19 protein-coding genes are annotated in these 21,828 nt (G+C 41.9%); 7 read left to right on the forward strand and 12 right to left on the reverse strand.

Annotated elements, in window-relative coordinates:
* Positions 1-12 precede the first annotated feature (12 nt).
* The gene (fahA, locus tag ACEQZT_RS01745; protein ID WP_370086615.1) at positions 13-1,281 is read right to left on the reverse strand and encodes a fumarylacetoacetase; all 1,269 of its coding nucleotides are present in this window, start codon (positions 1,279-1,281) and stop codon (positions 13-15) included.
* A 123-nt stretch (positions 1,282-1,404) separates the two neighbouring features.
* On the opposite strand from fahA, the gene ACEQZT_RS01750 reads away from it, so the two are divergent.
* Positions 1,405-4,071: a valine--tRNA ligase gene (locus ACEQZT_RS01750; RefSeq protein ID WP_370086617.1), complete on the forward strand. Its 2,667-nt coding sequence runs from the start codon at positions 1,405-1,407 to the stop codon at positions 4,069-4,071.
* A 307-nt stretch (positions 4,072-4,378) separates the two neighbouring features.
* On the opposite strand, the gene ACEQZT_RS01755 is transcribed toward ACEQZT_RS01750, so the two are convergent.
* From ACEQZT_RS01755 to ACEQZT_RS01765, 3 genes are read right to left on the reverse strand one after another with little or no spacing between them, the layout of a single operon-like run.
* Positions 4,379-5,599 (reverse strand): alanine dehydrogenase, encoded by a 1,221-nt coding sequence (locus ACEQZT_RS01755; protein WP_370086619.1) that lies wholly within the window; start codon positions 5,597-5,599, stop codon positions 4,379-4,381.
* Positions 5,596-6,015 (reverse strand): tRNA (adenosine(37)-N6)-threonylcarbamoyltransferase complex ATPase subunit type 1 TsaE, encoded by a 420-nt coding sequence (tsaE, locus tag ACEQZT_RS01760; protein WP_370086621.1) that lies wholly within the window; start codon positions 6,013-6,015, stop codon positions 5,596-5,598. Before tsaE ends, ACEQZT_RS01755 begins: the two co-directional genes overlap by 4 nt.
* Entirely contained in the window at positions 6,012-7,562 is a 1,551-nt protein-coding gene (locus tag ACEQZT_RS01765; protein ID WP_370086623.1) for a PglZ domain-containing protein, read from the reverse strand. The genes tsaE and ACEQZT_RS01765 overlap by 4 nt, the downstream gene beginning before the upstream one ends.
* 45 nt (positions 7,563-7,607) lie before the next feature.
* Between ACEQZT_RS01765 and ACEQZT_RS01770 the strand changes: the two genes are divergently transcribed.
* From ACEQZT_RS01770 to ACEQZT_RS01785, 4 genes are all read left to right on the forward strand, one after another.
* On the forward strand, positions 7,608-8,837 hold the full coding sequence (locus tag ACEQZT_RS01770; RefSeq protein WP_370086624.1) for an HD domain-containing protein: 1,230 nt from the start codon (positions 7,608-7,610) through the stop codon (positions 8,835-8,837).
* Positions 8,834-9,412 (forward strand): ATP-binding cassette domain-containing protein, encoded by a 579-nt coding sequence (locus ACEQZT_RS01775; RefSeq protein WP_370086625.1) that lies wholly within the window; start codon positions 8,834-8,836, stop codon positions 9,410-9,412. Before ACEQZT_RS01770 ends, ACEQZT_RS01775 begins: the two co-directional genes overlap by 4 nt.
* A gap of 121 nt (positions 9,413-9,533) precedes the next feature.
* Complete coding sequence (locus ACEQZT_RS01780) at positions 9,534-10,028, forward strand: hypothetical protein (RefSeq protein ID WP_370086627.1); 495 nt, start codon at positions 9,534-9,536, stop codon at positions 10,026-10,028.
* 51 nt (positions 10,029-10,079) lie between these two features.
* Positions 10,080-10,580, forward strand: a complete 501-nt coding sequence (locus ACEQZT_RS01785; RefSeq protein WP_370086629.1) for a hypothetical protein — start codon at positions 10,080-10,082, stop codon at positions 10,578-10,580.
* Here ACEQZT_RS01785 and ACEQZT_RS01790 read toward each other — a convergent pair.
* Complete coding sequence (locus tag ACEQZT_RS01790; protein WP_370086631.1) at positions 10,577-10,951, reverse strand: hypothetical protein; 375 nt, start codon at positions 10,949-10,951, stop codon at positions 10,577-10,579. The two genes, ACEQZT_RS01785 and ACEQZT_RS01790, sit on opposite strands and share 4 nt — an antisense overlap.
* A 153-nt stretch (positions 10,952-11,104) precedes the next feature.
* On the opposite strand from ACEQZT_RS01790, the gene ACEQZT_RS01795 reads away from it, so the two are divergent.
* Positions 11,105-11,683: a hypothetical protein gene (locus ACEQZT_RS01795; RefSeq protein ID WP_370086633.1), complete on the forward strand. Its 579-nt coding sequence runs from the start codon at positions 11,105-11,107 to the stop codon at positions 11,681-11,683.
* On the opposite strand, the gene nspC is transcribed toward ACEQZT_RS01795, so the two are convergent.
* The 6 genes from nspC to ACEQZT_RS01825 form a co-directional block, all read right to left on the reverse strand.
* Entirely contained in the window at positions 11,680-12,795 is a 1,116-nt protein-coding gene (gene nspC / locus ACEQZT_RS01800) for a carboxynorspermidine decarboxylase (RefSeq protein WP_370086635.1), read from the reverse strand. The two genes, ACEQZT_RS01795 and nspC, sit on opposite strands and share 4 nt — an antisense overlap.
* Positions 12,792-13,298 (reverse strand): DinB family protein, encoded by a 507-nt coding sequence (locus ACEQZT_RS01805; protein WP_370086637.1) that lies wholly within the window; start codon positions 13,296-13,298, stop codon positions 12,792-12,794. Before ACEQZT_RS01805 ends, nspC begins: the two co-directional genes overlap by 4 nt.
* Positions 13,298-14,503, reverse strand: coding sequence for a saccharopine dehydrogenase C-terminal domain-containing protein (locus tag ACEQZT_RS01810; protein ID WP_370086638.1), 1,206 nt, complete (start codon positions 14,501-14,503; stop codon positions 13,298-13,300). Before ACEQZT_RS01810 ends, ACEQZT_RS01805 begins: the two co-directional genes overlap by 1 nt.
* 43 nt (positions 14,504-14,546) lie before the next feature.
* Entirely contained in the window at positions 14,547-17,174 is a 2,628-nt protein-coding gene (locus tag ACEQZT_RS01815; RefSeq protein WP_370086640.1) for a DUF5916 domain-containing protein, read from the reverse strand.
* Between the two features lie 135 nt (positions 17,175-17,309).
* Complete coding sequence (locus ACEQZT_RS01820) at positions 17,310-18,617, reverse strand: outer membrane beta-barrel protein (protein WP_370086642.1); 1,308 nt, start codon at positions 18,615-18,617, stop codon at positions 17,310-17,312.
* Complete coding sequence (locus ACEQZT_RS01825; RefSeq protein ID WP_370086644.1) at positions 18,598-19,155, reverse strand: RNA polymerase sigma factor; 558 nt, start codon at positions 19,153-19,155, stop codon at positions 18,598-18,600. Before ACEQZT_RS01825 ends, ACEQZT_RS01820 begins: the two co-directional genes overlap by 20 nt.
* 78 nt (positions 19,156-19,233) lie before the next feature.
* Between ACEQZT_RS01825 and ACEQZT_RS01830 the strand changes: the two genes are divergently transcribed.
* The gene (locus tag ACEQZT_RS01830) at positions 19,234-20,526 is read left to right on the forward strand and encodes a type IX secretion system plug protein domain-containing protein (protein ID WP_370086646.1); all 1,293 of its coding nucleotides are present in this window, start codon (positions 19,234-19,236) and stop codon (positions 20,524-20,526) included.
* Here ACEQZT_RS01830 and ychF read toward each other — a convergent pair whose 3' ends face one another.
* A complete protein-coding gene (gene ychF / locus ACEQZT_RS01835) occupies positions 20,527-21,624 on the reverse strand; it encodes a redox-regulated ATPase YchF (RefSeq protein WP_370086648.1) in 1,098 nt (365 codons plus the stop codon).
* Between the last annotated feature and the right edge of the window lie 204 nt (positions 21,625-21,828).

Here is a 21,828-nt window from a genome sequence, read left to right on the forward strand (position 1 = left end):
AGGATGACAATGTTACTTCGCTGGCAGCACTTTCGTACTCACCTCACCAAAACCGATACGTACACCATCTTGTTTTGCATGGCCTCTCATGATCACCGTATCTCCATCCTGGATAAACTTACGCTCACTGCCGTCAGGCATAGCTACAGGTTTGGTTCCCTTCCACGAAATCTCCAGCATGGATCCAAACTGATGAGGCTCTGGCCCTGAGATGGTACCACTTCCATACATGTCCCCGGTCTTGATGTTACAGCCATTCACCGTCTGATGAGCCAGCTGCTGCGCCATGTTCCAGTACATGTATTTGAAGTTGGAATTACCCACCACTTTCTCTTCGCTATCCTCCGGCTGAATGGCCACTTCAAGATCAATATCAAAGTGTTTGTTTCCTTCATATTGCAAATAAGGAAGCACCTTCGGCTCTTGCTTAGGGCCTGGAATTCTAAAGGGCTCCAACGCATCAAGCGTAACAATCCATGGAGAAATGGACGAAGCAAAGTTCTTTGCCAGAAATGGTCCTAGTGGCACATATTCCCACTTCTGAATATCCCTGGCAGACCAGTCATTAAAAAGCACCATACCAAAAATGTAATCCTCTGCTTTATCCACAGGTATGGACTCTCCCAGCTCATTAGAACCACAGGTGATGAACGCCATCTCCAGTTCAAAATCTAGTAGCTTACATGGACCAAAAACAGGTGGTTCATCATCATTTGGTTTTTGTTGCCCTTTAGGTCTGTGGATTGGAACCCCGGACTCTATAATGGATGACGCTCTACCGTGATAGCCTACCGGTATGTGCTTCCAGTTGGGCATTAGTGCATTGTCCGGATCGCGAAACATACACCCCACATTATACGCATGCTGCTCACTCGAATAGAAATCCGTGTAGTCACCTATCTGCACCGGCAAACACATTTTGACTTTATCCTGATCAAATAGCATAGAGCCTAGCGCATAATGACTTTTTAGTTCTTCATTTCCTTCTTGAAGTAATTCAGAAATTCTATTTCTTACCAATCGTCCGGTTGGTTTTCCCAAAGTCAAAAAGCTGTTGAGGTACTCCTTATCAAAAATACCTTCCGATAATCCCAGCCCATCGAACAACCCATGCTCCTGTAATCCCGCCAGGTCAACCACTTTGTCACCTATCGCTACACCTGCTCGCTGCTTGCCGCCTTCTTTGAAGATACCAAAAGGCAAATTCTGGATAGGGAAGTCAGAGTTTTCGGGTACTTCTACCCATGATTTCAAGGTTGGATTATTCGCAGCTATTTCCATTTTGTCTTTTTTTATTCCTAAACCACAAATATGCATGGCATAATTCCATTGACAAAGGGAAAAGAAGTGTAAGAGCTACTAACTTTGCGGCTTCAAAAAATTTAACTCGAAGAAAGAGCATCGATGAGCATTTCCGCACAATATGACCCGACCAAGGTAGAGGATAAATGGTACCAGTACTGGCTGGATCAAAACTTCTTTCATGCCACACCTAAAACCGGCAAAGAAGCGTACACGATCGTCATCCCTCCTCCGAACGTCACAGGTGTCCTGCACATGGGTCACATGCTCAACAATACCATTCAGGATGTATTGATTCGGAAAGCCAGAATGGAAGGCAAAGAAGCATGTTGGGTGCCCGGCACAGACCATGCCTCCATTGCTACAGAAGCCAAAGTAGTGAAGATGCTTCGTGAAAAAGGCATCAAAAAATCAGATCTCACCCGTGATGAGTTTATGAAGCATGCTTATGAGTGGAAAGACAAATACGGCGGGATCATTCTTGAGCAGCTGAAGAAATTAGGAGCTTCATGTGACTGGGAGCGAACTGCTTTTACGATGGACGAGAACTATCACGATGCAGTGATAAAGCAGTTTGTGGACCTATTCAATAAGGGCTATATCTACCGAGGATTGCGCATGGTCAATTGGGATACGGAGGCTCAGACCACCATTTCCAATGAGGAGGTGATTTACAATGAGGATGGAGAGAAAGCTGTTCTTTACCATGTAAAGTATCAAATCAAAGACTCGGATGAGTTTGTGACCATCGCTACTCAGCGACCGGAGACCATCATGGGTGATACCGGAATTGCAGTGAATCCAAAAGATGACCGATTCAAGCATCTGATTGGTAAGAAAGCATTGGTTCCATTCATCAACCGTGAGATTCCAATCATCGGGGATGACTATGTGGAGTTGGATTTTGGAACCGGTTGTCTGAAAGTGACTCCAGCACATGATCCAAATGACTATGAAATTGGTCAGCGGCACAATCTTGAGATTATCGATACCATCAATCTCGATGGAACACTCAATGAAAAGTGTGAGATAGATAAGTACGTGAATCAGGATAGATTCAAGGTGCGAAAAATGATCGTGAAAGATCTGAAAGAGGCAGGCATCCTGGTAAAAGAGGAAGAGTTTATAACCAAGATTGGACGTTCTGAACGAACAAACTCTGTTGTAGAACCTAAGCTCTCTCTTCAGTGGTTCATCAAGATGAAAGAAATTTCTAAGCGAGCGCATAAGGCAGTGATGGATGACGAGATTCAACTCTTCCCTGCGAAGTTCAAGAACACCTACAACCATTGGATGGAGAACGTTCGCGACTGGTGTATCTCCCGTCAGCTGTGGTGGGGTCAGCGGATCCCTGCCTACTATTATGGTGAAGGTGAAAATGATTTTGTCGTTGCGGAGAATATAGATCAGGCGGTTGAGGAAGCTCGAAAGACGACCGGTAACAATAGCCTGACTGCCAATGACCTGAGACAGGACGAAGATGTATTGGACACTTGGGCATCTTCAAATCTTTGGCCAATCGCCGTATTTGATGGCTTCAATTCAACATGCTACGATCCGGCCACCGGTAAGATCGATAAGAGCAAGAATGAAGAACTAAACTTCTTCTATCCTACCAACACATTGGTGACTGCTCCAGAAATTCTGTTTTTCTGGGTAGCGAGAATGGTGATTGCCGGGTATGAATACCTAGATGAGAAGCCATTCGAGAATGTATACCTGACCGGGATCGTTCGGGACAAGCAAAGACGAAAGATGTCCAAGTCGCTGGGCAACTCTCCTGATCCACTTGATTTGATCAAACAGTATGGAGCGGATGGAGTACGAACCGGTATGTTATTTAGCTCTCCGGCAGGAAATGATCTGTTGTTTGATGAGAAGCTGTGTGAGCAGGGACGAAACTTTTCCAACAAAATCTGGAATGCCTTCCGACTGGTTAGTGGCTGGGAAACTACTGATACAGCACAGCCTGAGGTTAACAAGCAGGCCATCACATGGTTTGAAAGTAAGCTGAACAAAGCATTGACTGAGCTGGAAGATCACTTCTCCAAGTTCCGAATGTCTGATGCGTTGATGACCGCCTACAAACTGGTGTGGAATGACTTCTGTAGCTGGTACCTGGAGTGGATCAAGCCGGAGTACGGTCAGCCGATCGATGCGGCAACTAAAGCCAAAACCATCGAGCTTTTTGAGAAAGTATTGAAGCTGTTGCATCCGTTTATGCCATTTATCACAGAAGAACTGTGGCATGAGCTGAAAGACCGAAAATATGGTGATGCGATCATCGTGGCTGAGTGGCCAAAGGCAGCCAGCTATGATGAAGCTATCCTGAAAGAAGCCGATCTGCTTTTTGAGATCACTTCCGGTGTTCGAAATATCCGAAGTTCCAAAGGCATCTCTCCCAAGGAAACCTTCGAACTAACTACCAATGCGAAAGCAGTTGGAACCATAGCTGACTCCCTGAAGAAACTGGCGAACCTATCTAGTATTCAGTCTGGAGACAAGCCGGTGAATGCCTTCAGTTTTGTGGTGGGATCGGATGAGTACTTCATCCCTGCCACAGACAATGTGGACATGGATGCAGAGAAGAAAAAGATGGAGGAAGAGCTCAATTACGCACGAGGCTTCCTGAAGTCTGTGGAGAAAAAGCTTTCCAATGAAAAATTCGTGAACGGCGCACCTGCTCAGGTAGTAGAGATGGAGCGCAAGAAGATGGCGGATGCCGAGGCGAAGATTAAGACGCTGGAGGAGAGTTTGGCTTCTTTGTAGCTGTCATCCTGAGCCTGTCGAAGGATAGACATCCCCCTCCTTCCCGCAATTACCCACACCCCCCTTCAAAGGGGGAATAACCTCTATGCTATGTTCTTGGTTCATTCCGAGGAACGAGGGATCTATACAGATAGAAGTAAAGATTTCTCCTATCGTCGAAATGACAGAAAGAAAATGCTTTATAAAGCCTTAAATTACACTAGCAAGATTCCGGCATTCGTTCCTCAGCCGGAATGACGTTCTAATTTTATTCCGTCATTCCTGATGGAACGTAGTGGAATTCAGGAATCTCGACACTTATTTTATCTCAAATCCTGGCTGCCATAAACAAACTAATATCCTTAAACGCAAGGTTGAAGCGCTTCGCTAGCGCAAGGTTGGTTAATGTGCCTTTGTAGGAATATACGCCCTTTTGTAGCCAAGGATGGGTATAAATCATCTCATCAATCCCACCACAGTCACCTGCTTCCAGCAAGATTGGCGTAAAGATATTTGAGATCGCCAATGAGGCTGTTCGGGCTACTCGTGAGGCAATATTCGGCACGCAATAGTGCGTCACATCGTGCTTTACAAAAACGGGTTTTTTATGATTGGTTAGCTCCGAGGTTTCTATACAACCTCCCTGATCGATACTCACGTCTATGATTACTGAACCGGACTTCATTTTCATCACCATATCTTCGGTTACCAGCATTTTACTTTGCCCTTTTTCAAAACGCACCGCCCCTATCAGCACGTCAGCTTCCTCCACTTCCTTAGCTAGGAGTGCAGAATCATAGGTGGAAGTATATATCTCCTGACCCAGCGAGTGCTTGAGTCGGCGCATCTTATAAATCTCATTGTCAAACACACGAACCTCAGCTCCATGTCCCAATGCTGCCCTTGCTGCAAACTCAGCCACTGTTCCACCTCCAATAATAACTACACGCGTAGGTGGAACACCCGTTATTCCCCCAAGAATCACCCCTCTACCATTATTGGCACTGCTTAGGTATTCCGCAGCGATAATCATCACATTGCTACCGGCAATCTCGCTCATGGCTCTTACAAGTGGCAGCCCTCCTACTTTGTCCTGTATAAATTCATAGCCTATGGCAATCAGCTTCTTCTTATTGATAGCTTCCAGGTATTTTACATTCTGCTTGCCTGCCTGAAAAGCAGAAATCAGCGTGCTGCCCGGTTTCATCATCTCTATTTCCTTCATCGTAGGTGGCTCCACTTTCAGCACCGTGCGGCACTCAAATACCTCCTTAGCACTATAGGCAATTTTGGCCCCAGCCTCACTGTACTCTTTATCTGAAAAATTGGCTGAATCTCCTGCTCCGGCCTCCACCAGTACCTCGTGCCCATTGGCGACCAATACTCCCACGGAAGACGGCTTGATAGGCATGCGTTTTTCCTGATCGGCAATTTCCTGTGGTACGCCTATCTGCAAGGATTGGTGTTTTTTTGAAATTTTAGCAGGTGCCTCCTGCGGATAAAGGGTCTGCTCTTGTGCCAGCTTCGCAAATCCGGATTTCTCGTTCATTTAGGTTGTGCAGTTAGTGATCGGGTGTTATCACCTACTAATTTAATGCTTATTTGGAGGTATTCATCGGGTAAAAGTGATTCGATGATGTCCGGCCACTCCAACAAACATAGATTTCCGGAGTACAGATAATCCTCCACCCCAATGTCCAGCGCCTCTTCAAAGTCTTTCAAGCGATAGAAATCAAAATGATAAATATCGACCCCTTTCTTAGTTTGATATTCATTCACAATGGAAAAAGTCGGCGAACTCATTTCATCCACCACACCAAGTTCCTTACAAATAGCCTTGGTGAGGGTGGTCTTACCTGCTCCCATTTCAGCATCAAAGCACCATACCTTGATATGACCAAAATTGCTAATCAGCTTACGAGCCACCTCTTGTAGCTCCTCTTCATTGTAGTTTGGGATGGTCATTTGTTTGCCAAAGTGATAAAGGGAATCATGATCTCTTCCATGGAAATTCCACCATGCTGAAAGGTGTCCTTATAATGCCTCACATAGTGATTGAAGTTGTTCGGATAAGCGAAGAAATGATCATCCATTGCAAAGACATACGTCGAGCTCATGTGCGGTCTGGGAAGTCCTAAATTCTCCGGATCACGAGTGAAGAAAACGGACTTCTCATCGAAAGCTAAATTTCTCCCTACCTTATACCTCAGGTTGGTGTTCGTATTGCGATCACCCACAATTTTCTGTGCTTTATTCACCCGGATCGTTCCATGATCCGTGGTGATCATCACTTTCACTTTTTGATTGGCTAATGCCTTCAATGTATCGTACAATGAAGAGTGTGTAAACCATGACTTGGTGATCGATCGGTAAGCTGACTCATCTGGTGCCAGCTCTCGAATCATTTGCATATCTGTACGAGCATGCGACAGCATATCCACGAAGTTGAAGACGATGGCATTCAGACCATTATTCATAAGATTGGTGATACTCTCACTCACCTGCTTACCTTCTTCTGCACGTAGAATTTTGTGGTAGCTAAACTTTTCCTGGATTCGATTTCGTGCCATATTAGCTTCCAGCAGCTCAGCCTCCTTCAAGTTTTTCCCCTCATCAATTTCTTCATCCACCCATAGGTCTGGGTACCGCTTAGAAATATCAAGAGGCGTCAGTCCGGCAAAAAGAGCATTTCGCGCATAAGAAGTAGTAGTAGGTAGAATCGAGAAATACATTTCTTCATGATCAATGTTGAAAAGCTCAGCTACCTCAGGCTCGATTACTTTCCACTGATCATATCGCAGGTTATCGATGATGATCAAAAAAACAGGTTCCTCTCCCACCGCAGGAAATACCTTTTGCTTGAGTAGATTGTGAGAAAGCAGTGGACGCTCTATATCAGGATTTGTTATCCAATCCTCATAATTGGAAGTAATGAAAGCTGAGAAGTTGGTGTCAGCTTCTACCTTTTGTGCATTCAGTACTTCCACCATGCTTTTGTCTTCGGTCTCATCTATTTCCAGCTCCCAGTACACCAGTTTTTTGTAGATGTCCATCCAATCATGATGATCCTGAGCATCCATCACACTCATAGCCAGCTGCTGAAATTCCTTCTGATAGCCCAGATTTGTTTTTTCTGAAATGATCCGTTTATTATCAAGAATTTTCTTAACAGAAAGCAAAATCTGATTCGGATTGAGCGGCTTGATCAGATAGTCAGCAATTTTAGCCCCTATAGCCTCTTCCATAATCTCCTCCGCTTCATTTTTTGTAATCATCACAACTGGAAGATTAGGATGAGTAGACTTGATGTAGTTAAGTGTTTCCAGTCCGCTCATTCCCGGCATATTCTCATCAAGGAACACAATATCAAAGTAATTGTGGTCAATTTCTTCCAGTGCATCAGCCCCACTATTTACTGGAGTCAGCTGATATCCTTTTTGCTCAAGAAATAAAATGTGAGGCTTTAACAGCTCAATTTCATCGTCCGCCCATAAGATTTTAAATTGCTGCATTAATTCAGTTTTAGCATTGGTTTGCTAAGTAAATCACAAACGCTGTTGAACAAAAAGAAAATTCTAAATGATCCGGTTTACGGATTCATCAATATACCCAACGATCTCATATTCGACATCATAGAGCATCGTTATTTTCAGCGGCTGAGGAGAATAAAACAGCTGGGGATTACAGATTATGTGTATCCCGGAGCGCTGCATACCCGCTTTCATCATGCACTTGGCGCGATGCACCTTATGAGTAATGCGTTGGATTCCCTACGGGGTAAAGGAATTGAAATATCAAACGCTGAATATGATGCAGTGATGATCGCCATCCTGCTTCACGATTTAGGACATGGTCCCTTTTCGCATACGCTTGAGTTTTCACTATTCAAAGGTGTGAGGCATGAAAAAGTGAGTCTCTGGATGATGAAGCAGCTGAATGAAGAGTTTGATGGAGCGCTGAACTTGACCATTGAGATTTTTGAAAACAGGTATCATCGACCTTTCTTTCATCAACTGGTTTCCAGTCAACTGGACATTGATAGACTTGACTATTTGAAGCGTGATTCTTTTTTTACTGGAGTGTACGAAGGCTCAATTGGTTCAGAAAGGATCATCAAAATGTTGAACGTGGTAGAGGGTCAACTAGTGGTAGAGGAAAAAGGCATTTACAGTATCGAAAATTTTCTCAGTGCTAGGCGACTCATGTACTGGCAGGTATACCTTCACAAGACTGCAGTAAGTGCAGAGGTCATGCTCATTGAGATCATCAAACGTGCCAAAGAGCTTACTCAGAAGGGAAAGAAAGTGATGGCCACTCCAGCTTTGTCGATATTTCTGGAGCAGAATATCACTTCCAAAGATTTTGAAGAAGATAAGGATATCCTGGAGGTCTATGCACTATTGGACGATAATGATATTTGGGGGTCTATCAAGTTTTGGCAAGATCATGAAGATGTGGTTCTGAGTAAGCTGAGCAAAATGCTGCTGGAACGTAAACTCCTGGGGATTTCCTTTTCCAATGAACCAATTGGTAGAATTGTGACAGATGAACTGTTGCAGAAAACAATGAACCTTTATGGTATCTCAGAGCATGATGCACACTATTTTGTGAAAACAGGATCAGTGAGTAATTCAGCCTACATAGCCTCAGGTCAGTCAATTAAAATTCTCAGAAAGCATGGAAATGTGGTTGACGTGGCGGATGCTTCGGATCTCCCGAATATTAAGGCAATGAGCAAGATCGTTACCAAGCATTATTTATGTACTCCCAAAGAGCTGGATAAATGATTATTAAAGGAGACGATATTGGGAAGAAGTTCGGTAAGAACTGGATATTCCGAAATCAGAATTTTGAGATTGAATCCGGAAAACCTACTGCTATTACTGGAAAAAATGGTGCAGGTAAGTCAACCTTACTACAGATTATTGCTGGCTTTCTGACGCCCTCAAACGGCACAATAACCATAGATGGAAAGTCAATAGATGATGCTAATTATTCCTCTGTGCTGATCGGACCTTACACGGAAATTGTGGAAGAGTTTACTCTCAAAGAATTTCTATCCTTTCACAGTAAATTTAAGAAACCAACTATTTCAATTGATGAAATGGCAAATTCAGCCTCTCTTCCACTAGAAAAAGTCATCAAAGATTTTTCTACGGGCATGAAACAAAGGAGCAAACTACTTACAGCCTTTTTCTTTCACAATGATGTAATCCTAATGGATGAGCCTACTTCCAACCTGGATGATGAAGGGTTTGACTGGTGGAAATCTCAAATTGACAATGTTAAAAACAAGACTTTAATCATCTCATCCAATGAGAAGAATGAAATTGCCCAGTGCGCAAATAAGATTAATCTTTAAAAAAAGAGTGATCGGCGAATAATTTGGAGAGCTTTTTTCTGTTTAATAGGTATTAACAAATAAAAATTCCTACTTTTGGATATACCTTATATCTAATCAGACAATTATTTAGATTCTAATTATGAAAAGATTATCAAACTTACTTGCTGCCTTAGTTTTTGCTTCCTTAGTTATTTTTATGTCATGCGGTGGCGGTGGTAGTGATCCAGGTCCGTCAGTTGGCGAAACACAAGCTTCTCTTTTCGAGGGTACGTGGAATGTTTCTGGTAATCCTACTTATGATAATCAAACAGAAGGCACTTGGACCGGCTTTACACTTACAATAAGTGGAATCGCCGAAGGCTCAAATGGTGTTTGGGGTGGTAATTTTACCGCTTCGGGAATACCAAGCGGCTATGGCGAAGTATGGGGTGGTGCAAGTGATGCCACTTCTGTCAGCGGAACTTGGGCGTTTGAAAGTGCAACTTCGGTAAATACTGTTATCAGGAGTAATGACGGAGTTGAAGTTACAATAACACCTAGTACAACGAGTTTAAGTACACAGTTTACTGTGGCTTCTACAGCAAGGACTTCCGGTATTTTTGATGAACTTTGGGTATTCCAATTCACCAAATGATATTGATCTTAAATTTCAATTAAAAGGGTAACTTTGTGTTACCCTTTTTTTATGCTCATCGAAGAAAAATACTTCCCTCAGGATAAGAATTATCTACTCAAGTCCGTCCAAGCCTTTTCCAAGGAAAGCCTCATAAATGACTGGCTTCAGCAAATTTTAATATCATACAATCTGCAACACAACCCAATGGGATTGGAGGATGACTTTATTATTGAGTTGAAAGAGAAGATATCTTTTAGCAAAGAACTACTGGAAGATAATTATGATATTCTTGCTGCCATTTATCGGCATGATCACGCAGACAATCAATTAGAAATAATGTGGGATGGGAGATCTCATATGGAAGCTTATGATGCCGACTGGAAAGAAATGTATGCTCAGTGGGTTGAAAAACTGTCGTTAATCAAAGACATCCAGCGGCCAATTGTCAAATTTGCAGTTTCAGAAGGTGGTGTCAATCACACTTTTCTTAAGCAATCCATTCGAAGAGCTATCCTTTCCCATTTTGATCTGAGAATAAGATCTCAGAAACTGTACCGAGCAAGTGCTTAGTGTTTTATTTTGCAGATTTTACAAAACTTCTGCTTCCCTGGAGGACGCTTCTTAGGTGGCCTTTTGTGTCCATGAAATTTCTCTCCTTTCTTCGCTTCCTTCTTTTTTATCTTCTGTGATTTGTATTCAACCTTGGCATTTTCTTTATAAGCTTGACTAACCCTCTTCCGAAAAGCCAGCCTCTCCTCTTCAGATGTCTTAAGCTCTGATGATTTCTCTTTCTTTAAGAATCCAAATAATGACTTTTTCTCTTTCTTAGCTGCCTGATATTGAGGTCGTGGGGGTTTGGCTGTTTCTGCTGTCCGAGTGTTTTGACTATAGGTATACCCCATGGTCAGCAGCATCAGAATCAATAAAGCAAGCTTTTTCATACACACTAGTTCTAAGTCAACAACGACTCAAGGTCAAATTATTGCCAAAACTGTGAAAAGATTCCGTGCTATCATAAAAATGGTTAATCTTTTGCTTTAATAGATCAATAACCCACCAAACCATTTTATTTTTCCGCTCGTTAGCAAGTCCTCATGAAGAAACTACTTTTTGTCATTTTATTTATTTCAACATTCATCGGTCAGGGTCAGATTGTGCGAGAATCAGAATTGATTGGCAAAATGGAGAAGGGTGCTGAACTCATGGCGCTGGGTAAGTACGATAGTGCCCAGATGTTATTCCAGTTTGTACTTCAAAACATGGAAAAGCTACCTTCTGAAATGGCGTATTTCTTCGGACGGAACAGTTTTCATCTTGGCAAGTATAAGCAAAGCATCAACTGGTTGAATAAATATATCCAACTAAAAGGAACGAAGGGTATTTACTACGAACCTGCCATTCAATACCTCCAATATTCAGAAGATGAATACTTGAAAATTCAACGATCGCAGGCAAAACGTTTCGAAGAAGATATTGCTACCGCTGAATATGATTGTGGAGGATTAGAAAAAATGCTGTGCCCGGTTTGCCATGGATCAGGTGTTGTGGTTCATGCGGGAATCTTTGATGAAGTATACAAAACCTGCCCCTATTCACTCGGAGAGGGTTACCTTTCGTGTAAAGAATACAATTTATTTATGCGAGGTGATCTGGAGCCTAAGCTTAAGGATTAGGAAAGTCGATTTTTAAAATCGCTGTAGCCAAATTTTCGAACAACATCTACCTCTCCGTTAGTCCTCAATATGGCAATTGAAGGATGTTTCACACCATTGAACGTGCTGGTCTTTACCATGGTGTAATGGATCATGTCTTTAAAAATGATCGAATTCCCTGGCTGCAAAGGTTTTTCAAACCAATAGTCATCCAAAAAATCACCAGCCAGACAACTAACTCCACCGAGCCTGTAAGCATGCCAGCCTGCTATCTCCTCATCAGATCCATTTTCCAATTTTGGTCGGTATGGCATCTCCAAACAATCAGGCATATGGCAGGTGAACGACCCATCAAATATGGCAGTCTTTTTGTCGCCATTTTCAACAACGTCAAGGACTGTCGTATAAAGATCTCCGGTTTGCCAGGCAAAGGCACTGCCCGGTTCCAAAATTACTTCTACGTTATTCTCCTTTCTAAATGACGAAAGTAAATTGATCAAGTGATCGGTATCGTATCCCTTTCGGGTCATAAGATGGCCACCACCCATGTTGACCCATCTGATTTGAGGTAGGGATTTACCAAATCGCTCCTTAAAATTTTTCAGCACATTTTCAAGTGCGTAAGAATCAGATTCACACAAAACATGAAAATGCAATCCCTCTATTCGATCCGGTAACTCCGTCAGGTTCTTGGCGGTAACTCCTAATCTGGAAACCGGACTTGATGGATTATATAAATCTGTGCCAACATCTGACCACTCGGGATTTACTCTCAAACCAACGCTAACATCGTTTGGAACCTGATCTATAAATCGATGGTATTGGCTGAGTGAATTGAAAGTGATATGTGAGGATTTTGATACAATCTCATCAAATTCAGCGTCATCATAAGCAACACAGTAGGTATGAGACTTCACTCCCATTTCCTCGTTGCATAGTTTCACTTCGTTCAATGAGCTGGCTGTAGCTCCTTTCACATACTTTTTTACCACAGGGAAAGCGCTCCACATTGAAAATCCCTTGAAGGCCAGAATGATTTCGATTCCGGCGCTTTTTTGCACATGATCGATTAACTCTAGATTTCTGATGAGTTTCGCTTCATCAAGCACAAAACATGGAGAAGGAATATTCACTTGGTGTATCTTTCGTTTAATACGTTCATGTGGTGAACCAAATGACCAGAAATGATATACCCCAAAGCTTCTACACTTATCTGCACCCCATTGGCGATTCCAGATCGCTTTCTAATTTCATCATTGAAAGAAGAAAAAAGGTCTACGGTAGCAGCTCGAACATTGGTAAACTCAGTGAGTAAATTGTGTATGGTGCGCTCATCTGCGTGAGCTTCTGGTACATAATCATCCTGCTCAAATCCCGAAAGTTCTGTTTTATCATTTCGTGCAAAACGCAAAGCACGGTAAGCAAAGACTCTCTCAGAATCTATTAAATGCAAAATGACATCCTTGATGCTCCACTTATCAGGTGCATATTTGTAGCGTCCCTGAGCTTCAGTGAGATTACGACAGAAACCAATAAAGTCATCGCCAGACTTAAGCAAAAGAGGCACAAGTTCTCCTTCGCCCAGCGTTCGGACATAGCCTTGATAAAACTCCGGAACTTCTTTGATATCAATCATTAGTCCATTCCTAAATCTATATCGTGCTTTTCATGCCACGGAAGACCTGAGCTTGCTAATTTTTCAAGGAATGGGTCAGAGTTAAACTCTTCTACATTGTACACACCTGCACCTGACCACTCTCCTGTCATCATCATATAAGCACCTACCATGGCAGGAACTCCTGTGGTGTAGGAAACACCCTGTGCGCCGGTTTCATCGTATGCTGCCTTATGGCTACAGTTATTCCAAATGTAGTAGGTCTTCTCTTTACCGTCTTTCACTCCTTTTATTCGGCACCCAATAGAAGTTTCACCTTCGTAGTTTTCACCCAAATCTCCAGGGTTAGGAAGTACGGCTTTCAAAAACTGAAGGGGCACAATTTCCTTTCCTTCATAATTCACCGGTTCAATTGAGGCCATTCCGATATTTTGGATAACTCTTAGGTGAGTAAGGTATTCATCCCCAAAAGTCATCCAGAACCTTGCTCGTTTGATGGTTGGGTAATTTTTCACTAAAGATTCCAACTCTTCATGATAGAGCAGATAAGAAGGTCTTTTTCCCACATTTGGATAGTCTAAATCTTTTCTAAACTCGAAAGGCTTGGTTTCTACCCATTTACCATCTTCCCAGTATTTACCTTTCTGAGTAATCTCTCTAATGTTTATTTCAGGGTTGAAATTGGTAGCAAAGGCCTTCCCGTGATCGCCCGCATTGCAGTCCACAATGTCTAAATAGTGAATTTCATCAAAGAAATGCTTGGCTGCTCTTGAGGTGAAAACTCCGGTAACTCCCGGATCAAATCCACAACCAAGAACGGCTGTGAGTCCCGCTTCCTTAAATCTATCCTGATATGCCCACTGCCATTTGTACTCGAATTTTGCCTCCTCTGGCGGTTCATAATTAGCTGTATCCAGATAGTGAACGCCAGCTTCAAGGCATGCATCCATAATGGTTAGATCCTGATAAGGAAGCGCCACATTTATTACCATTTTAGGATTGTGCTTTTTAAACAAAGCAACAACCTGATCCACGTGATCAGCATCTACCTGATCCGTCTTCACAGTAACTCCTATCTGATTTTTGATGTCTTTCGCGATATCGTCGCACTTCGATTGTGTGCGAGATGCTAATACTATTTCAGTGAAAACATCTGAATTCTGAGCGCACTTAAACGCTGTGACACGACCAACTCCCCCTGCGCCTATTATTACAACTTTGGACATATTTCTAATTTAAGATTTATGCCAAAGTTAGCAGGAAGATTCCTTACAAAATAAATCGGTACGTGTATTTAATTAAGAAGGTGTTGTTACCGGTTAATCCGGAAAGCCTGGAACTTAAATCACTAAAGCTATTTTGAGTTGATTGATCAAAATATGATCCATTATTAGCCCAAACAAGGAATAATGTAGACCCAGGAATGTACTCCCATCTCATCACAAAATTTGACCTGAACTGAACAATATTGAAGTTAGGATTTGAAAAGGTATAATCTGGGGTGCTCGCTCCACTTTCATAAACCTCGTATTGCTCTTCAGCCTGATTAAAAACAACTTCTGAGTCTGAGAACATAGTAAATCGACTATTATAACTCTCGGAGTTTGGTTCGTTTACTTTCTTAAACATGCTGTAAACACCAGAAGCTATAAAAGGCTGGCCCCAAAACTCTAGAGTTAAATTTGGGGTCAAATTATAGTTAGCTCTCACAGACATACTATAGGTCTCTTGCTCCACTCTTCCTAGGATATACTTTGGTTCACCGTTTAGCTCAGCTTCAGAGATGTACTGAAGGTCATCCCGGTTCCAGTTGATATTAGGAGATATGGAAATTTGCATAGCATCTACAGGACGAATATCGACATTGAGGGAAATACCTGAACTCTTGGAGAAATCATTATTTCCCCAATTAAACCAGTTGTTGAACGAGACACGCACTTTCTTTCTGCTATTAGAACCTATCCAATACCAATAGTTTACGTTTCCCGGATATTTAATAGAAGGTCCTCCTCTAAGGTCAGCATTGGAAGCTCTTTTACCTCCTATCCAGACGCCTTGACCAAATCCCCAATAATTGATGAATTCCCAGTTCATGTTGAAGTTCACCCCTCTGTTGGTAATGGCTCCTCCAAAATCATTATTGTACTCAGCATAAACATTATAATTCTGCCACCTGAACATCTTAGTAACCTTTGGGATTCGATACTGAGTCCAAAACCAGTTGTTTATATCGTCTGTCTGACGAAGAAACCCAGCATCATTTAGCACCAATTCGGGTGATTTATAATTTGATCCAAAGGTCCATCTCCAGTTTCCGCTTCGCTTACCAAACGCGAAAGTGGCTGCAGAACCAGTGAGAGATGTTCGAGTAGAATCCACCTCCTTGTAATTATTATTTGGACGCTGAAAGAATCTTTGAGACGCTGTTTGAGTTTTATAGATGGCACCTTGAGTACCCTCAACCTGACTAAACATCACTCTGAACTCCATTCCATACTTTCGATCCTTGAAGTTGTGATCCAGGTCAATACCTGCACTCGTCGCATTATCATGCAGGTACTCAAGGCCATTACCTCTATTATCAAATCGCTGAACGTGAGTAGCCAGGGCGCCTACTACTGTCTTTCCACCATCAATATCCTGCTGAGCTCTTGCCACCAAATAGTTTGTATATGGCGACACTACTTCTTCCCCTCGGTTTCCGTTGGTGTATACCACATCAGCATGCTCCCTGTTTGTCACAGATTCTAACAAACCCCATGAAAATCCCTTAGCATTTTTTCCTGTGATTTTAGCAGCTCCAATTATTCGAGTTTGATCAGGCTTATCTATGTACTCTATATCTTCTGGGTGACCAGGTGGTCTACCACCTACTCTCCTTGAGTAAAAAAGGTTATTAGGCCCGCCGCTCGTTCTGAAATTTAAAAGGCTACTTCCTTCAAGAAAGAATGGCCTTCTTTCCTGAAAGAATAACTGAAACGCAGAAAGATTTACCGTGGATGGATCAGCATCTACCTGACCAAAATCCGGATTGAATGTGAGATCAAGCGTGATGTCTGAAGTGATTCCAATTTTAGCATCCAGACCTACATTTCCCTTATATTCCTTGCCTGTGTCTCTAAATGGGTTCTCTTCCTCTTTCGGATATTTCTCCAATGAAGCTAGAACATACGGTTGAATTTCTAATTGTTTTTGAGGCTTAATACCCTTTATCCCCTTGAGTTCTCCAAACAAATGAACCCAGCCCGGTGCATTTGGATCTACAGGCTGCCAGGTGGATCTTGCCTCCTCACGAAACAAACGTCTTGTAAATTGAATTCCCCAAGTATGATTTTCTTTATTAGCGAATCGTAGTTGCGAAAGTGGAATTTTAAATTCAGCTATCCAGCCCTCATCATCAATGCTGGTTTTTAGATACCAGATTGGATCCCAGGTTGAATCCCAATTGTCTCCATTGTTTGATACATATTCATCGCCCTTTACCCCAGACACAGAAGCTGTAAAAGAAAACGCAGTTCGCTTGTCATTGTAGCTATCGATGTTGATTTCCACAAAATCTCCGTCAAAACCATCTCTTCTAGACATCCTCTTCACGATTTTTTCAGGCTCTGTATCAAAGGCCCTGATGCCCACATAAAGGAATTTAGCATCATAAAGTATTTTGAATTGAGTTTTCTGCGAAGGCTCAATATTGTATTCCGGCCTATGGCCGACAAAATCACCACCCCACTCTACCTGATCCCAAGCGGCATCATCGAGTAGTCCATCAATTACAATTTCGCTTTGGATACGATCTGTAGTATATGATTTTTTGGGAGGAAGGTCTGTTTGAGCTACACCAGTGAAACCAAACAATAGAAGCAAAGACACAACGCAAACTAGTCCTTGGGAGCGCATGAGTTAGTTTTTTGAGTTAGTTGACGAGTAAGTGACACAACACTTCTGGGAAAGTTGCATCCACAAAGAAATACTACCACCTGTGATAGATGGTTACATTTTTTATGCGAAATAGGACATTTTAATGATAGAAGGCTACTTCAGGGTATATCGAAGACCTGTTTGTATAACAAAACGAGAGGGAGCATTTACCGAATTACTGAGTGGAGTAATGGCATGTCTATAGTTGGGCTCTAGAGTGAAATTAAACTTATCAAATATTGAATAACCCAACTCCAATCCACCGATCCCATCAAAAGACCAGTCATTGTACAGTCCAAACTCACTACTATTTAGGATTTCTTTTGAAGGATCTGAAATCGATCCATTCACCAGATAGTTGGCAGAAAGTCCTGCGTTTAGCCTAAGGCTAAATTTCTTATTGACAACAAAGTATCCTGCTTTGACAGGTATGGATGCCAGTTGAACGTTGTTGTTCAATTCAACTTCATGATCATAATTCTCCTCCACTTCAATCAATCCTTCTCGTGATCGAGTGATTGGTGTTGGCTCTCCATTATCATCCAATCCTCCTGGATTATCTATGAATTCAGTATTATCAACAGTATAGACGTCCAAAACGTTGATTGAGGCCGAACCTTTATTGTCCATGCTTGTGTAGGCAAGTCCACTTTCAAGTGTCCACCGCTTGCCGAATTGCACTCCAAAATCAAATCCGACCGTTCTTGCCAGTCCATCATCCATTTCCTGTGAGATGTTCGTGGTTGGATTTACGAAATTTCCAGTGCCAACTGCTGCTGCCAGTCCTGAAGGATTAATAGCACTTGCTATGGCTCCAGAATTACTGAACTCAGAGCCAAAATTACCGGCCCCTGCTTCTAGTCCAGCCCATACTTTAGTTTCCGAGCTACTTGACCTTTTTTTAGTCTCTAAAGCGGACTGTAAAGTATAATATCTATAAATATCAGCATCAACCGTGGCAATCTCAGGAGTTGGCTTATACATAGGAATAAATCCTATATCCTCGCTGTAAAGCTGAACCTGATCAATGGTGGTTTCATCTTCAGCAATCAAATTATTCGAAGGATCACTTGATTCAGACGTTTTAAACTCAGGAAGGGAAACACCTGAAGTTGAAAAGTGAGGATAGAAAATAGTTTGATTATTATAGTCTCCAGATAAAAGTGCGTTATAGCTGGTTAATTCAGTGCTACTATTTTCTATAGAATCTTCAAGCTTAAAATACTGAGCTCCGAGAGTGATCGCGGCTATTAAAATTGCAGCGATAGATAGCCACTTATACCTGGTTTGCTTTTTGGAATACAAAACCAAAAGGTCAGCGTTGTTGGCTCCCTCAACCCTACTCCAGATTCCATTAGGAGCTTTTATCGTTTGTCCTTCAAACTTCTTACGGATATTATCTTCAAAGTTCTCTCGATCCATACCGTATTTTTTCTCTCTGCAATACCTTTTCCGCTAATAACGACTTGGCTCTAGAATACTGTGACTTTGATGTTCCTTCGCTTATCTGCAATTTTTCGGCTATCTCATGATGCTTGAAACCTTCAATCGCAAAAAGGTTGAAAATAACCTGGCACCCGGTGGGCAACTCCCTAATCAACTCAAGGAGCTCTTCATAACCTAAACTTGAGATCACTGATTCCTTTTCACTCCAATCATCCAAATCATTCACATCTACCATTGGGTAGAGGTAAAGCTTACTTCTCTGATGATTAAGTGCAGTATTCACAACTATTCTTTTGATCCAATATGCCAATGAAGAGTCTTTCCTGAAATTCTTAATGTTCTTGAACACCTTGATAAAAGATTCCTGAAGGATATCCTCTGCCTCTTGTTGCATTTTCGAATATCTCAGAGCTACCAGATACATTCCATCGCAGAATTTATCATACAGTGCCTGCTGATATTCTTTTTTGCCCTTCTGGCATCCTTTTATCAATTTTTCCTCAGTAACCGACATTCATGTTGGCATTTTAAAGACCCAAAGCTGATTGTTATAGTTGTAATCCCTAATTTGGACTTTCGTACCTCTAAAGTTATGAATAACCTAGCGATAATTGCAATAGCTCTCCTATTAGTACAATGTGAACCGGTAGTCCCCCAACAATCTACGGTAAGTAAAAAGATTATTTTCGATAATCATGACTATGAGACGCTTGTAGGTACAGTAAAAATCACACCCATTGAAAATGGTCAGATAAAAGAACTAGAAAATCCGATCGTAAGACTAAATGGTTCTGATCAGTTACAGATTTCTCTAGACCTACTTACCGATCAATTCGAAAACCTGAGTGCAAAGATTTATCACTGCAATAAGGATTGGAAGAAGTCCGTATTGCGTGACATGGAGTTCCTTAATGAAATCAATAACTTCAGAATTTCAGAATTTGACTACTCTGTCAATACTGTTCAACCTTATATTAATTACAGATTGAGTATTCCCAAACCCAAAATTTCAGGCAACTACATTTTGGCAATTCACAGAAGGGCAAACCCGAATGATGTAATCCTAACAAGACGCTTTATGGTAGTTGACCAAAGTGCTTCGATTAATCAGACAGTAAGAATTAGCACGACCATTGATAAGCGGGAAGAAAACCATCAAATAGAATACAGTGTCAATTATGGAAAATTGCTTGTGAACTCACCGACACAAGATATAAGTACAGTGCTTCTTCAGAATCACAACTGGTATACAGCCATTAGAAATGTATCTCCAACATTAATCCGAGCAAATGAAGGCTACATGGAATTTCAACATCTGGATCTCAAAACCAATTTTCCCGGATGGAACGAGTTTCGATTTGCAGACTTACGGACATTAAATGTTTCGGGAAGAAATGTGGGAAGGATTACCAATACTGGCACCCAAATAATTGCACCACTAAAGCTTGATGGCACTCGTGGGAATATTCCCTACACTCAAAATTTCCAAGACATCAACGGAAAATTTATCATTCAAAACAATGACCCAGGGGAAGGCTTCCTCAACGCAGACTATGCCAATGTCACCTTTGCGCTAAAGTCGGATCAAATAAACGGGAAGGTCTATGTGACCGGACAGTTTAACAACTGGAAACTCACGGATGACAACCTGATGAAATTCACCAATCAGAATGGGCTAAATAGATATCAAACCACCTTAAAGCTGAAACAGGGATATTATGAATATCTCTACTATGTAGATAGCGAAGACCTGCCTCCATACTTCTTTGAAGGAAGCCATTTTCAGGCTGAAGATGAGTATGAAATCCTTGTTTACTATCGCAAGCCTGGGAACGTCAACGATGAACTGGTGGGATATAAAAGATTTAGATCTATAGAGCGGTGATTACACATTAAACCTAAAGTGCATCACATCGCCATCCTTCACCACATATTCTTTTCCTTCGATTGCCAGCTTGCCTGCCTCCCGGCAGCCAGCCTCTGATTTAAATTGCTGGTAATCAGGAATTTTGATCACCTCGGCTTTAATAAAGCCTTTTTCAAAATCGGTGTGTATAACTCCGGCAGCTTGTGGTGCTTTCCATCCTTTCTTGATGGTCCATGCTCGTACTTCCGTTTCTCCGGCAGTGAAGTAGGTTATTAAATCCAGCAGAGAGTAAGATGCCTTGATCAATCGATTTAGGCCAGATTCTTTCAAGCCGTACTCTTCCAGAAACATCTGTTTCTCCTCAGGATCTTCAAATTCGGCGATTTGCTCTTCAAGACCTGCTGACACTAAAATCAATTGCGCATCTTCATGCTTGATGTTTTCCTCAAGTTTTTTACTCCACTCATTGCCGGTATTGATAGACTCCTCATCCACATTGGCCACATAGATGATCGGCTTGTCTGTCAGCAACTGTAGCGGCTTTATCCAAGCCCTGTGCTCCTTGTCCATCTCAAGCGATCGAGCATTCTGACCACTTTCAAGGTGAGCCTTAAACTTCACCAAAACCTCATGCTCCGCTTTAGCGTCCTTATCGCCGGACTTGGCTATTTTTTGCACACGCTCTATACGCTTATCTACTGACTCAAGATCTCTAAGCTGAAGTTCTGTATCTATTACTTCCTTATCCTCAATCGGGTCGACTTTTCCAGATACGTGAACAATGTTGTCATTATCAAAACATCTTACCACATGGATGATGGCATCTACTTCTCTAATATTTGCCAAGAATTGATTTCCTAGTCCCTCTCCTTTGCTGGCACCCTTCACCAGGCCAGCTATATCCACGAACTCCATTACTGTTGACAACACCTTTTTAGGATTAACAAGATCAGCAAGAATTTGAAGTCGCTCATCCGGCACGGTAATCACACCCACATTTGGTTCAATGGTGCAGAATGGAAAGTTTGCTGCCTCAGCTTTAGCGTTTGATAGTGCATTAAAAAGGGTGGATTTGCCCACGTTTGGTAATCCAACAATACCACATTGTAATCCCATATGAGAAATAATATTTTGAAATGATGCAAAGGCTTAATGCCCTTCGCGCCGCAAAACTACGTGATTATAAAATAAAAAAGCCTCCCGAAATTCATCGGGAAGCCTCTCTCTTCATACTTAAATAAAAATTATCTTATTAATCCCACTTTAGCTCGGAATCGGAATCAGACACTTCAGCGTTTGCCACCTCGTGTCCTTCTTCAT

It is taken from the genome of Ekhidna sp., from assembly GCF_964218185.1.
GTDB lineage: Bacteria > Bacteroidota > Bacteroidia > Cytophagales > Cyclobacteriaceae > Ekhidna.

Coding starts and splice junctions, on each gene's coding strand:
- fahA (WP_370086615.1), bottom strand. CDS start 1,281: ATGGAAATAGCTGCGAATAATCCAACCTTGAAATCATGGGTAGAAGTA.
- ACEQZT_RS01750 (WP_370086617.1), top strand. CDS start 1,405: ATGAGCATTTCCGCACAATATGACCCGACCAAGGTAGAGGATAAATGG.
- ACEQZT_RS01755 (WP_370086619.1), bottom strand. CDS start 5,599: ATGAACGAGAAATCCGGATTTGCGAAGCTGGCACAAGAGCAGACCCTT.
- tsaE (WP_370086621.1), bottom strand. CDS start 6,015: ATGACCATCCCAAACTACAATGAAGAGGAGCTACAAGAGGTGGCTCGT.
- ACEQZT_RS01765 (WP_370086623.1), bottom strand. CDS start 7,562: ATGCAGCAATTTAAAATCTTATGGGCGGACGATGAAATTGAGCTGTTA.
- ACEQZT_RS01775 (WP_370086625.1), top strand. CDS start 8,834: ATGATTATTAAAGGAGACGATATTGGGAAGAAGTTCGGTAAGAACTGG.
- ACEQZT_RS01780 (WP_370086627.1), top strand. CDS start 9,534: ATGAAAAGATTATCAAACTTACTTGCTGCCTTAGTTTTTGCTTCCTTA.
- ACEQZT_RS01785 (WP_370086629.1), top strand. CDS start 10,080: ATGCTCATCGAAGAAAAATACTTCCCTCAGGATAAGAATTATCTACTC.
- ACEQZT_RS01790 (WP_370086631.1), bottom strand. CDS start 10,951: ATGAAAAAGCTTGCTTTATTGATTCTGATGCTGCTGACCATGGGGTAT.
- ACEQZT_RS01795 (WP_370086633.1), top strand. CDS start 11,105: ATGAAGAAACTACTTTTTGTCATTTTATTTATTTCAACATTCATCGGT.
- ACEQZT_RS01805 (WP_370086637.1), bottom strand. CDS start 13,298: ATGATTGATATCAAAGAAGTTCCGGAGTTTTATCAAGGCTATGTCCGA.
- ACEQZT_RS01810 (WP_370086638.1), bottom strand. CDS start 14,503: ATGTCCAAAGTTGTAATAATAGGCGCAGGGGGAGTTGGTCGTGTCACA.
- ACEQZT_RS01815 (WP_370086640.1), bottom strand. CDS start 17,174: ATGCGCTCCCAAGGACTAGTTTGCGTTGTGTCTTTGCTTCTATTGTTT.
- ACEQZT_RS01820 (WP_370086642.1), bottom strand. CDS start 18,617: ATGGATCGAGAGAACTTTGAAGATAATATCCGTAAGAAGTTTGAAGGA.
- ACEQZT_RS01825 (WP_370086644.1), bottom strand. CDS start 19,155: ATGTCGGTTACTGAGGAAAAATTGATAAAAGGATGCCAGAAGGGCAAA.
- ACEQZT_RS01830 (WP_370086646.1), top strand. CDS start 19,234: ATGAATAACCTAGCGATAATTGCAATAGCTCTCCTATTAGTACAATGT.
- ychF (WP_370086648.1), bottom strand. CDS start 21,624: ATGGGATTACAATGTGGTATTGTTGGATTACCAAACGTGGGCAAATCC.